Source organism: Cronobacter sp. JZ38, assembly GCF_008932145.1.
GTDB lineage: Bacteria > Pseudomonadota > Gammaproteobacteria > Enterobacterales > Enterobacteriaceae > Cronobacter > Cronobacter muytjensii.
Genome location: NZ_CP017662.1, coordinates 231,190 through 243,366, shown reverse-complemented (window position 1 = coordinate 243,366; position 12,177 = coordinate 231,190). Strand labels below are relative to the sequence as shown.

The window sequence follows — 12,177 nt, the reverse complement described above, 5'->3', positions numbered from 1 at the left end:
CGGTAAAAAGGCGCTTTCCGGGGCCGCCAGCGGAGGCTGGCGAGGGCTGCCAGCAACACGGCTTATGCGGTCAGTGGGATCTCAGGCAGATGCACCACATTGTTATAGAACGACTCCAGATCGTGCTCAGTCAGGATCGGCTCTTTCATTATCAGATGCACATCCAGAATATCTTCAAAGCCCGGCAGAATGGTCAGGCCGTTCGCCTGCGCCAGATCCTGGGAAATAATTCCGATGCTGCTAAAGCTTTTCATCAGCGACACGGTAATCAGCTCGCTGCCGGAGAAAATCACGCTCGCCTCCTGCAGTAGCGGTTTATGCCGGGTGGTGAATTTATCGAAGCTTGCCGAATAAGGGCATTCCGCCAGCGGCTGAACCAGCGTCGAGGCCGCCGCCGCGTTTTCTGCCGAGCAGGCGGCGATGACTTTGATATGCAGGCCGGTTAATTTGATGCTGTAAAAGCCCGGCGGCACGTTCCCGCCCAGCACCACCGCGATATCGGTTTCATCTTTCGATATTTTCACCAGGTTTTCCGGCGATTCCGACGTACTGAAAATCACGCTGTAATCGCTCAGTTTGTCGATCATAAAGTTGATGATTTTCTTGTTGGTATCGACAGAAAAGGTGCTGTTTAAGGCGATGCGAATCGGCGTAGAGGTGCTCTTTTTAAGCTGTTCGGCTTTCAGGCGCAGATGTTCAGAGGTTTTAACGACATTCATAATATACGGCAGCAAATGCTTGCCTTCCGGCGTCAGCACCGCGCCTTTATTGGTGCGGTTGAATATTTTAAATCCGAAATATTCCTCCGCTTTGTTAATCTGCGCCGCCAGCGCCTGAATGGTGAGGCTGGCTTCTTCCGCAGCACAGGTTAATGACCCAAGCTGCGCGGTTTTTAGCAGATTTCTCAATACTTTAATATCCATGACCACCTCCTGACGTGCCGGTCATTCCTTTATATCACGGCCATAAGAATTATCAATTGATAGCCAGACGTTACGCTGGTTGAAAACACCAGCTTCCCCATATTTTTTGGTCGGATAGTCCTCAAACACCCCTGATTAAAATGGTTATTAAGGCGCCTGAAAAAGAATTGAATATAAATAACTTAATTAGCTGGTAGGTTGAATCGAGACCAACCTAACCCTTCGGATGAATATAGAATATATGTTACAGCTCAATAAAAACATCGGCGACGACCTGAGAAAAAATAAAGCGGTAAATGTTCTGGGTTCTGATTTTTCACTTTCCGGCGGATTTAGCGATTTCGTTAAATTCACCCAAAGCTGGGAAACCATGGGCGTGGATAAATTCTACGGGCAGGCCGATCGCGGCACGCGTTATCGCCGCTATAGCGATTTTGACTATAACCCGGTCACCAAAACATTAACGCCGCTCGGCCATCGCGCTTATGAACAGTCTGTCGAGCACAATAAATATGTCGGCGGTATTGAACGTCACTTTGATGATATTACCACTGAGGTATTACATTCTCCGGTATTACGTTCGCTGGTGGAGCTGGATTTCAACGTTTATAAAGAAGTGCTGCCGCCGGAATTGCATAATGAAATCTGGCAGTGCCAGATCCATCAAATCCGCATTGAAATTAAGCCTGGCTGCGAACTGGAGATCACGCCGGAGGGTATCCACTGCGACGGTTATCCGTTCAGCGGCGTGCATTTCTGGGGCCGTCATAACGTCGAAGGCGCTATGAGCCAGGTCTTTAAGAAAGATGGCACGCTGGTGGATTCCGGTACGTATCGCAATATTCTGGATACCACTTTCTTCCTCGATCGCGAAATGCTGCATTACGTCACTACGGCGTTTAATCCAACAGATAACGCGATGGGCTTTCGCCAGATTATCGCCGTTTCGTTTTCAAGACCGGGGACGGAATATGATATCATCAAATAATCTTCAGCTTATTTCCTCTGACGCCGATAAAAGCGCCGCGCCGGAAGGGTTGGTTATTTCTAAAGCTACATTAAATGACGCCTGCGATATCGTCAGCTTTTTAAAATTCTTTAAAGAGGTGGCCTTTTGTGAATGGCAGGATGAAGAGCATATTCGCAAAATCGTCGCGGCAGAAAATGCCCGCTGTTATTTAGCCAAAGATGAAAGCGGCGCCCTGGTGGGCGCCATTATTGGCGGTATGCTGGGCACCCGCGCCACGTTAAATCACATCGCGATTTCGCCGATTTTCCGCAAAAACAAGATTGGCACCGTGCTGACAAAAACCATTCTGAATGATTTTTATCTTAGCGGTATTAAACGTGTCTTTCTGTTTATTGAAGATAAAAACCAGGTCGCGTTCAATTTCTGGCGCTCCCAGGGGTTTCAACCGACCACAGGAGAAACGACGTGCGAACTGGATCTTTAAAAAACCTGAATTACGCCGAGCGTAGCGATTTTAAAGAGAGCCTGATTAACGCCTCGCCAATCATGGCGGGGTATTTCGTCGTCGCGTTTGTTTTCGGCGTGATGTGCCTGAACGCCGGGCTGCCGGTCTGGTTCCCGGCGGCGATGTGCCTGTTCGTTTACGCGGGCACCTCGCAGTTTGCCGCACTGACGCTCCTTACCTCGGGCGCCTCGCTGCTGCCCATCGTGCTCTCGACGCTGCTTATCAATTCCCGACACATTTTAATGTCGATGTATATGTCGAAGAAAATCGGCCCGGTCGGTATGTCAGCGTTTAAAAAATCGCTCTACGCGTTCGGCCTGACGGATGAATCCTTCGCGATGCACAGTCAGCGTCTTGAGAGCCGCATCGCCACTACGGCGAGCTATCTGCTGAGCTTCAACGCTTTTTGTCATCTGTCATGGATAGCGGGCGGATTGGCGGGGGCGGTGGCCTCGGAATATCTGGCGAAATTTATCAGCTTCCGGCTCGATTACGCGCTGACGGCCATGATGCTCTTTGTGCTGGTAGCGCTGTGCAACACCACCGGTAAACGCATCGTCGCGCTGGTCTCCATCGCGACCACTATCGGCATGAATTTTATCCATATTTCACCGCTCAACGTCTTTGTGGCGACGGCGGTCGGCTGCGGAGTGGGCGTATGTCTCAAGAAATCTTCCTCCTGATTGTCATCTTCTCAATGATGGCGGTGACGTTCGCTATCCGGCTGGTTCCGCTGCATCTGCGCCCGGAGCGCACGCCGCGCGTTATTAACGCGGTGATTGAGTACATTCCGGCGGCGGTCATTTCCAGCATTACGATCCCGGCGCTGTTCTTTCCGCAAAACGCCGGGTTCAGTCTGTATAACGCCAGCGTTCTGGCAGCGGTTCCGGTCGTATTAACCGCGTGGTTTACCAAAAATTTGATTGTCAGTGTGGTGGTGGGCGTTATCTGTCAGGTTCTCGCCAGCCATTTTCTTTTTGGGTAATTCGGTTTCGTTTTCAGCAGTAATTACGTTGTCGCCTGGTGTCAACGGGCGACGGATTCAGGCTTGCTTTATCACGGATTCAGGGTAATTCCCGATGGCGAAATATATTGTGACGATAACCCCGCCTACGCCGAACGGCGATCTGCATCTGGGGCATCTTTCCGGGCCATTTCTGGCTGCGGATGTGATGCGCAGAACGCTGCGCGACCGCGGGCATGACGTCTTATTTGTCTGCTACAGCGATGATTATCAAAGTTACTTACCCCGCAAAACCAGCGTGCTGATGCGCCAGCCGTTCGACTATGGCCGGCTGATGCGCCGCGCCATGAGCCTCTCGCTTGAGCTTGCGGATATCCATCTCGACCACTTTATGCAGGCGGCCGACAGCAGCGCTTACCGGCTTTCCGGCGAGCACTACGCCGCCTGCGTGTCGCATCAGGTCTCGCTGCGTCCGGCGAAAACCTTCCACTGCGCGGCCTGCGATCTCTATGGCTATGAAGGCTTTGGCCGCACCCACTGCAACTGGTGCGGCACCTCGTCTGACACCAGCCAGTGCGAACACTGCGCCCGCGTGCCGGATGTCGAACAGATAGAGACCATGACGTGTATGTCCTGTCAGGGGCCGATGACGCCCGTGCGTGTGAAGCTACACGTCTGGGATATCGGGCAAAACTATCCGGCGGTCGCCGCGGCGCTGCGTCCGCGGCCGCAGCGCGCCTGCCTGACGCAATTCCTTGACGAGGTGCTGGCCGACACCGGCGCGCAGTGGCACATCACGCGCCCCGGCGACGCGGGCCTGCCGGTCGCCGCGCTCGATTACTACCCGCTCCATACCTGGTTTTTAGGTATGGCGGGCTACCGCGCGAGCGTGATGTCTTATCTTGAGGAAAACCCGGCGCGCGGCAGTTTTGCCGAGTGGTGGTCGCCGCAGACGGAGCTGGTGCACTTTCTGGGGTTCGATTGCTCATACAGCCATGCCGTCGCCTACAGCAGTCAGTTGCTGGCCGATGACACCGGGCCGCGTCCCGGCGCGTTTCTGACCAACCGTTTCCTGAAGCTGGATGGCGAGGATTTTTCCACCAGCCGTGGTCACGCCATCTGGATAAAAGATCTCACAGGGCTTTATCCCGCCGATGCGATCCGCCTCTATTGCGCGCGCTACGCCCCGGAAACCGAAGTGAAAAACTTCAGTCGCGCCGATTTCCAGCACTGGTATCAGACGCAGTTTCTGCCGCTGACCGCGCATATCGCCGATGCCGCGCCTTTCACCGCTTCGCTGTCGCCTGCGCAGGAAGCGCAGCTGCTTGACCATCCGGCGCGCCTTAAATGGCTTGAGGCTTCCACGCTGAACGCGTTTTCCATTTCCGCAATGGCGGAGGCGCTGCTGGAACTGGCAACGTTTATCCAGGCGACGCCTGCGTTCGCCACATCGGCGCAGGCGTGGGAAGTGCTGGCGGAGATGGCTTCGCCGCTCTGTCCGGGGCTTGCGCAGAGCATGCAGCATTCGGTTAAGCGGAGCATTGCGGCATGAACCCGTTTCTCTATCAACCGCGCAACGCCGGGTTTCACGGCGTGCTGGAGCTCGACGCCCGACGGCTCAAGATTTACCGCATCGCAAGCCAGGAACAGGCAGAGGTGCCGCTGCCAGAACGTGAGCAGCAACGCGCGCTGTTACGCGAGGCGCTGAGCGAAGACCGCTGGCCGACCGATCATCAAATTGGGTTTGCGATTTTTCACTTTGCCAATGACGGCGTTTATCTGCTGGTCAGCAGCTGGTGCGACGCCAATATGTTGCGCCACCAGGTATTCACGATATCGCCGCAGGGCAGGCTTGAGCCGCTGGATGCCAGCCGCATCGTCGCCTGCGTCTGGGAACTCGCGATTATCTGGCACGAACGCAATCTCTGGATCCAGGAGGCGATGGCGCAGGCAGAGTTCAGCCCGGCCGGCGTACAGCGCTACCTTTCGCAAGGATATGAAGGATGGGTCTGATGATTCGCCGGTTGCAGCCGGAAGATTTAACCCAGCTGGTGGCGCTGTGCGCCGACCATGCCGCCTACGAAAAGCTCGACTATGTGCCGGATAACCAGGCGGAGCGGCTTCAGCAGGCGGTGTTCGGCGAACCGGCGCGGCTTTATGTCTGGGTCGTCGCCGACGGGCAGCAGTTGCGCGGTTATCTCTCCGCCACGCTCGATTACTCCACCTGGTCGGCAGCGCCGTTCGCCTATATGGATTGTCTCTATTTACAGGCGCCGATGCGCGGCCAGGGATGGGGCCGCAAGCTGTTAGCAACGCTTGCGGCGTTCGCCGAAGAAAACGGCTGCCGCCAGATCCAGTGGCAGACGCCGCCGGACAATCTGTCGGGCATCGGGTTTTATCAGGCCATCGGCGCGCACTCGCTGCCAAAAAGCCGGTTTCATCTCAATAAGGGCGTCGGATTATGGGAAAGCTAAGCGCGTCGCTTATCGACAACCTGCTGGAGGAGCTGACCGCCCGTGACGAGCAGGCGTTAAGCCGCCTGCGTCTGTCGCTGTCGCCAGACGCCATTGATGCGGCGTTGCTGGCGCGCAGCCCGGTCACGCGCAAACTGCCTGAGCCGACGCGCAGGGAAAGCATCGCGCGCCTGCATATGTCGCTTCAGGGGGCGCATGGCGAGGAGATTGCCGATACGCCGCTGTTTACGCTGCTGCTGGACGGCCTTGCCGACGCGCTGCTGGCCGACGCCGGGCTGAATACGCTGAAACCCGCGCCGGACGTCGCGAGCCTCTCCCTGCCGCACGCGCTGGAAACCCTGTTTGAGCGCCATGAAACGGCTCGCGGCGCGGTGTACATCAGCAAGCAGCAGGGCACGCCGCTGGTGGTAATCGGCGCGCTGGGAATTCCGCTCCAGGCATGGCAGCGGCTGGTGGCGGAGCCGCAGGGCTGGCGGCTGATCCTGCCTGAGCTGCCGTGCGGTACGCTGCTGGAGGGCGGGATGCGCAGCGAGGCGGACGTGCATGAGTACGCCGATATCCTCACGGAACAGCTCGCCGCCCTGACGCTTCCCGCGCGGCCCTGGCTGCTCGGCTGGTGCAATGGCGGACGTATCGCGCTGGAGCTGGCGCGCCGCCTGCGTGAGCGCGTCGAGGGTCTGTTTTTACTCTGCCCGACGCTTCGCGACGCCAGCGCGCCGCAGGATGGCAGCGCGTATGAGAACAAACTTCAGCAACTGTTCAGCCTGGTGCTCGGCAACCCGAAAACCGCGCCGTCAGTCGCGGTCATGGCCAGCAAACTGCTGGCGGCCCCGGACACCTCGCGTATGCACGGCGCGGATTATCTGGCGGCGCTGCGCGGTTTGCCGCGCCGGTCGATGGCGGGCGCGCTGAGCGTGCCGATGCAGGATGCCGGGGCGCTCCTTAATTACGCCAGGCGCACCGCCAAAGATGAAGCCTTCGCCCGCGGCCGTGATTATCACCATCTGCCGATGCCGGTTTATCTGATCCAGGGCGCGGATGACCCGGTGGTATCCAACACGCAGGCGAGGCGCTGGCTGCGCGAGCGGCTGACGACCTTCGACACGTTTCAGATAACCGGCGCCGGCCATGTTCCGCAGGATTTGCAGTTTCCCTGGCTGATGGCGCTACTGAACCATGCCCGGCAGGGCCAGCGCTCGTCGTTGCCGCGCCGCGTTATTCACTATCATGGAGAGCATTAAGACGATGCCAGTTTCCCCTTACTGGGCTTATCAGGCGGACGCCGGTCAGACGCGCGACTACGCGCCCGGCGAACTGTTCGCTTACGGCGTTGCCCTGCACCCCGATAAGCTTGCGATTAACGACGGCAAGCGCCACTACACCTTCGCCCAGCTGGAAGCGATGGCGACACGTCTCGCCCACTGGCTGGCGGCGCAGGGCGTCAGCGCGGGCGGCAGAGTGCCGGTGCTTTCACAGAAACACGCGCTGATGCCGGTTATCGCCGCGGCCTGCTGGAAGCTTGGCGCCGTCTATGTGCCGCTTGATGGCCAGCTGCCGGAAAACCGCCTGCGCAAGCTGCTGGCGCGTCTCTCCGGGCGCGTCGTGCTTTCGCTCAGCCGTGCGCCGCTGGCGGACACCGGTACCTGGCTTGGCGGCGAGGCGCTGATGACCGTTTGCGAAACCGGGCAGGCGGCGCCGCTCACCTGCGCCGTTCCGCATGATGACGATACGGCCTATATCATTTTTACTTCCGGCTCGACCGGCGAGCCGAAAGGCGTCGAAATCAGCGTCGGCAGCATGAAGACCTATTTTCGCGCGCATAACGAGGTGCTGCGTTTTACGCCTGATTCGCGCGTATTCAGTTTGTCGCCGTTTCACTTCGACGTATCCATTGAAGATACGCTGCTGCCGCTCTCGCTGGGCGCTTATGTTTACCAGTTCGCCAATCTGCACGCCGGGCCGGTTATGCGCGCGGCGATCGCTCGCGAGCAGATAACCCATCTGATTGCCGTGTCGACGCTGCTGACGCTGATTACTGAAGGCGGAAAACAGATTTCGGCTGCGCATTTCGCGTCGCTGCAAATGGTGATGACCGGCGCGGAAGTCTGCGATCCGAAAATCATTAACCTCTGGAAGCAGAACCTGCCGGGTATTCGCCTCATCAATGCTTACGGCCCGACGGAAACCACGATCGTCTGCCTCTGTTACACCATCACGCAGGCGGATCCCCAGCGTGTCACCAGTTGGCCCATCGGTGAACCACTGCGGGATGTCGAATGCCTGGTGCTGGGCGATAACGGCGAACCTGTGCCGCCGGAAACGCCTGGCGAACTGTGCATCGGCGGGCCGCTGGTGATGAAAGGCTATCTCGGGCAGCCTCAGGAAACCGATAAGGTCATTTTCGTGCGCGACGGCGTGCGTTACTACCGCACCGGCGACATCTGTCTGATGCAGACAGATGGCAACGTGCGCTATATCGGGCGACGCGACGACGAGGTCAAAATCGCCGGGCGACGCATCCACCTGGGCGAAATCCGTCAGAAATGCCTCTCAAGCGCTGGCGTGGAGCGCGCCGCCGTTCGCGTGATGGAAGTGCGCGGCAAAGCGCACATCGGGGTGGTGCTGACCGGCAAAAACGTGGCGCGGCTGCCGCATATCGAAGAGTACCTGCGAAGCGAGCTGCCGCATTACATGCTGCCGACCATCTGGGGCTGGGCGGATGACGTTAACCTCAGCTCCACGGGTAAAACCGACGAACGCACCCTGCTCGATCAACTTTTTAGCGCGGCGAATGCAACCCCGAGCCGCTATTTTCAGCGCCCGGAGGGCGACACTTTTATCCCGTTAAACGGAGTGGGCTATGAATCAGCAATCCCCCTTTGAACACATTGAGCAGGCAATCCGCGCAAGCGTCGCCGCCATGCCAGCCGTTCCGCTGGAGGCGCATACCGAGCTTTACACGCTGGGCGTCGACTCGCTCACCACCATCAACATTCTGCTGGCGCTTGCCGAAACCTATCAGGTGTCGCTGGAACAGTTTGTCGATGAGATCGGCACGCTCGCGACGGTCGGCGATTTAACCGCGCTCGCCGGAACGTTCGCCGCTGCGGCAACGCCCGCGCCGGGCGCGCAGGTGAAGTTTTTTAGCGAGCAAACGCTGCATTATGAATATGGGCTGGACGGCATACGCACCTTTCCGTGGGAGGGCGTTAACACGCCGATAGGCTCCGGGTACTGCATCGTGCGGCCCATGACCGAAACGCTGCGTCATGTGAATCAGCCTGCCGATGAAGATGAGCTGTTTATCGGTATCGAAGGGCACGCCACGGTGATTATTGATGACCAGGCGTATCCGTTTACCAAAGGCGATCAGATTTTTATCCCGCGCGGCAGCAGCCATTTTGTACGTAACGATGGCGATGCGCCGTTCCATTTCTTCACCATCTGGTGGAACCAGGCGGGCGCGCGGGCGTATCTGGATCGCGAAACCGGCACGGGGGCGCGTTGATGAGCCCGACGCGGGATCTCATCATCATCGGCGCGGGGCTTGCGGGCAGCGCGCTTGCGGCGAACGCCAGCCGTCTCGGCCTGCGTGTGCTGGTGCTTGACGCTACCACGCCGGGCGCAGGGGGCGCGACGGCCCACTCGCGCGGCATCGTGCGCGTTTACGATCAGCATCCGGTGCTGATGGAAATGAACCGCGATGGCGTGGCGGAGTGGGCGCGCACGGCGCAGCGCTGGCCTGGCGTCTTTACCCGCTGCGGCGTGCTCTATCTGCTGAAAGAGGAACATCACGATAACGCCCGGAGCGCCATTGAAGATTTTTCCGGCGACGACTATCCGATGGCGCTTATCGAACCGGCGCGCGCGCGGCACATGCTGCCCGCGCTGACGCCAGACGCGGGCGACATCATTTTATGGGAGCCGCTGGGCGGGTATGTGAATCCGCGCTTCGCCTGTCAGGCGTTTATCGCCGAGGCGCGCCAGCAGGGCGCTCAGGTGCTGGAGGGCACCAGCGTCAGCGCGGTCAGCCAGACCCGGGAAGGCGCGAGCGTAACGGCGGGAAGCCAGACCTTTACCGCCCGGCTGGCGGTAGTGGCGGCGGGCGCCAGCAGCGTCACGCTCGCCGCGAACAGCGCGGTGTTCAGCCGCACCATTCCGCTCAGCAGTCTGTATAGCGCCACGGGCGACGCGCCCAGCGTCTGCCTGCTGGATGAGCGCAGCGGCGGGTATATTCGCCCTGACGGCCGCGACGTCGCGTTCGTCGGCGGCGCGCCGCAGCATGACGCCGCGAGGCCGGAGCAACTGCAATGGAGCAAAGCGAACCAGCGCTATCACCAGAAGCTGACGCAGCGCCTGCTGCCCGGCAGCGAGTTAAGCGTGGTCGACGGGCGTGACGGTTATGACGGGTATACCCACGATCTGCTGCCGGAGATGCGTCTTGAAAAAGGCGAGGCCATTGCGCTGTTTTGCGGCTTTTCCGGGCGCGGCGCGAAATATATTCCCGCCGCCGCCCGCCGCTTCAGCGAAAGGATAAAGGAGCGACTCTACCCATGAAACGTATCGCCTGCGTGGCCTGTCTCGATCCGAAATTTTCCATCCATACGCACACGTTTTTACGCGCGGTAGTCCTGGCGCGACACAGCCTGCTGGGGTCTGATGTGCAGCTCCGGCTGTTTGACGATAGCGCCAGCCGGGAAGGCGCGCTACGCGCGGCGCGCGAGGTGCTGGCCTGGGCGCCGGATGCGGTCGTCGGACATTTTGCGTCCTCGGCCGCTGACGCCGCCGCGCCGCAATACGCCGCCTACGGCGTGCCGCTGTTTTTACCGGCCGCGACCGCCAGTCACCTGACGCGTAACGCCACCACCTGGCGGTTATGCGACAACGATGCGGATTACGTGGCCTGGCTGGGCGAGCTGATTGCGCAGGCGCAGTGGGCGATCGCGCCGCCGGAGCATGACGGTTCGCTGCACGGGATTAGCGTCGCGGAGCAACTGGCGGACTGTCTTGATCTGACGCCCTACGGCGCGACCCGAATTTTCTCCGGGCGTTACGCGGCATCGGTTCGCTATGCCATTCGCTGGGCGCATACCGACCTGCCGGGCAGGCTGATCCTCACCGATGACGCCGGCTCGACGGCGCTGGTGCCGGATCTGCTGGCGCACGGCGTCGACCCCGACCAGCACGACATTCTGATTGCGGGCATTTGTCCACACCCTGCGGGTGAAACCGCGCGGCGCGTCCGCCAGGCGTGGCGGCGACGCTGGGGCGGCGAGCCGGGAACGTATCTGTGGGAAACGCTGGCGGCGTTGCAGACCGCGGCGCGCTACCCGGAACTGCCTGCCCGGACGGTGCTGGGGCCGCTGCGCTTTGACGAGCAGCGGGAAAGCCGCCCGTCCAGTTTCCGGCTCTGGCGCGTGACGCGCCGCGGGCTGATGGCCTGGCAGCCTGTTACGGAGGCGGTATGACGCAGACGCAACCGCTGGCAAAAGATTTCGTCAGCCTGCTGGCCGTGCGCAATGTGATGATGTCCGCCCGCGTGACGAACGAAACCGACTATGGCCGCGCGCGCGTGGCGCGCTGGATTTCAGGCCTTTCCGCGCCGCTTGCCTGCGACATGCGCGAGGAGGCGGGCGTCCGGCGCTTTTATCCGGAGGTGGTGCGCAATCCGCAGCCGATTTTTTATCTCCACGGTGGCGGGCTGGTCTATTACTCCACGGCGACGTTCGCGCCATTTTTAAGCGCGCTGTGCCAGCAAACCGGGCGTGAGGTTTATGCGTTCGATTACCCGAAAGCGCCGGAGACGCCAATGCAGGATTGCGTTGACGCGCTGGAAAGGCAACTGGCAGAGTGGGTAACCCCTGAGCGCCGTCCGGCGCTGGTGGGTGACAGCGTCGGCGGCCTGCTGGCGCTCTGGTTCGCCAGCGGCCCGTTCGCGGGCGCGTTTTCCAGCCTGCATTTGATTTATCCGGTGCTGGCTTGCCACCACGATTTCGCGTCGTTTGACGAATTCGGCGAGGGCTATCTGCTGGACGCGCAGACAATGCGCGGGTTCGCCCGCCACTGGCTGTCGTGGTGCGGCGAGCAGCGGTTCGATCCGCTCAGCCCGGGCTTCGCATACCGGGCGTTGCCTTCCTGTACGGTGCATACCGCCGGATATGACGTTCTGAAGGATGAAGGCCTGGCGTTTGTCGCTCAGGCCCGCGAGCAGGGATGTTCGCTAACGCATTATCACCACCCCACGATGCCGCATGATTTCTGTCTGTACGCGGGGAAACTACCAAGCGCACAGCGTGCTGTGGATGTCATTGCAGACGCGCTAACCAACCGAACGGAGTAAG

14 protein-coding genes are annotated in these 12,177 nt (G+C 59.7%); 13 read left to right on the top strand and 1 reads right to left on the bottom strand.

Annotated features, from left to right (window positions below; all coding sequences use genetic code 11):
* Positions 1-62: 62 nt before the first annotated feature.
* The gene (locus BJP61_RS01105) at positions 63-923 is read right to left on the bottom strand and encodes a LysR family transcriptional regulator (RefSeq protein WP_171997654.1); all 861 of its coding nucleotides are present in this window, start codon (positions 921-923) and stop codon (positions 63-65) included.
* Between the two features lie 241 nt (positions 924-1,164).
* On the opposite strand from BJP61_RS01105, the gene BJP61_RS01100 reads away from it, so the two are divergent.
* The 13 genes from BJP61_RS01100 to BJP61_RS01040 all read left to right on the top strand — a co-directional run bounded on the left by BJP61_RS01100 (position 1,165) and on the right by BJP61_RS01040 (position 12,176).
* On the top strand, positions 1,165-1,911 hold the full coding sequence (locus BJP61_RS01100; RefSeq protein ID WP_075192915.1) for a 2OG-Fe dioxygenase family protein: 747 nt from the start codon (positions 1,165-1,167) through the stop codon (positions 1,909-1,911).
* Complete coding sequence (locus tag BJP61_RS01095; RefSeq protein WP_161579442.1) at positions 1,895-2,377, top strand: GNAT family N-acetyltransferase; 483 nt, start codon at positions 1,895-1,897, stop codon at positions 2,375-2,377. The genes BJP61_RS01100 and BJP61_RS01095 overlap by 17 nt, the downstream gene beginning before the upstream one ends.
* A complete protein-coding gene (locus BJP61_RS01090; protein WP_161581088.1) occupies positions 2,359-3,081 on the top strand; it encodes an AzlC family ABC transporter permease in 723 nt (240 codons plus the stop codon). Before BJP61_RS01095 ends, BJP61_RS01090 begins: the two co-directional genes overlap by 19 nt.
* A complete protein-coding gene (locus BJP61_RS01085) occupies positions 3,057-3,383 on the top strand; it encodes an AzlD domain-containing protein (protein WP_038866364.1) in 327 nt (108 codons plus the stop codon). Before BJP61_RS01090 ends, BJP61_RS01085 begins: the two co-directional genes overlap by 25 nt.
* Positions 3,384-3,477: 94 nt before the next feature.
* Complete coding sequence (locus BJP61_RS01080) at positions 3,478-4,914, top strand: methionine--tRNA ligase (RefSeq protein WP_161579439.1); 1,437 nt, start codon at positions 3,478-3,480, stop codon at positions 4,912-4,914.
* A complete protein-coding gene (locus tag BJP61_RS01075) occupies positions 4,911-5,375 on the top strand; it encodes a hypothetical protein (protein ID WP_171997653.1) in 465 nt (154 codons plus the stop codon). The genes BJP61_RS01080 and BJP61_RS01075 overlap by 4 nt, the downstream gene beginning before the upstream one ends.
* Complete coding sequence (locus BJP61_RS01070; RefSeq protein WP_038866356.1) at positions 5,366-5,836, top strand: GNAT family N-acetyltransferase; 471 nt, start codon at positions 5,366-5,368, stop codon at positions 5,834-5,836. The genes BJP61_RS01075 and BJP61_RS01070 overlap by 10 nt, the downstream gene beginning before the upstream one ends.
* Positions 5,824-7,077 (top strand): alpha/beta hydrolase, encoded by a 1,254-nt coding sequence (locus BJP61_RS01065; RefSeq protein ID WP_171997652.1) that lies wholly within the window; start codon positions 5,824-5,826, stop codon positions 7,075-7,077. The genes BJP61_RS01070 and BJP61_RS01065 overlap by 13 nt, the downstream gene beginning before the upstream one ends.
* Before the next feature lie 4 nt (positions 7,078-7,081).
* Positions 7,082-8,719, top strand: coding sequence for an amino acid adenylation domain-containing protein (locus tag BJP61_RS01060; RefSeq protein WP_171997650.1), 1,638 nt, complete (start codon positions 7,082-7,084; stop codon positions 8,717-8,719).
* Entirely contained in the window at positions 8,697-9,344 is a 648-nt protein-coding gene (locus tag BJP61_RS01055) for a cupin domain-containing protein (RefSeq protein WP_171997647.1), read from the top strand. The genes BJP61_RS01060 and BJP61_RS01055 overlap by 23 nt, the downstream gene beginning before the upstream one ends.
* Positions 9,344-10,393, top strand: a complete 1,050-nt coding sequence (locus BJP61_RS01050) for an FAD-dependent oxidoreductase (RefSeq protein ID WP_171997646.1) — start codon at positions 9,344-9,346, stop codon at positions 10,391-10,393. The genes BJP61_RS01055 and BJP61_RS01050 overlap by 1 nt, the downstream gene beginning before the upstream one ends.
* Entirely contained in the window at positions 10,390-11,304 is a 915-nt protein-coding gene (locus BJP61_RS01045) for a hypothetical protein (protein WP_075192923.1), read from the top strand. The genes BJP61_RS01050 and BJP61_RS01045 overlap by 4 nt, the downstream gene beginning before the upstream one ends.
* A complete protein-coding gene (locus BJP61_RS01040; protein WP_171997644.1) occupies positions 11,301-12,176 on the top strand; it encodes an alpha/beta hydrolase in 876 nt (291 codons plus the stop codon). Before BJP61_RS01045 ends, BJP61_RS01040 begins: the two co-directional genes overlap by 4 nt.
* Position 12,177 lies beyond the last annotated feature (1 nt).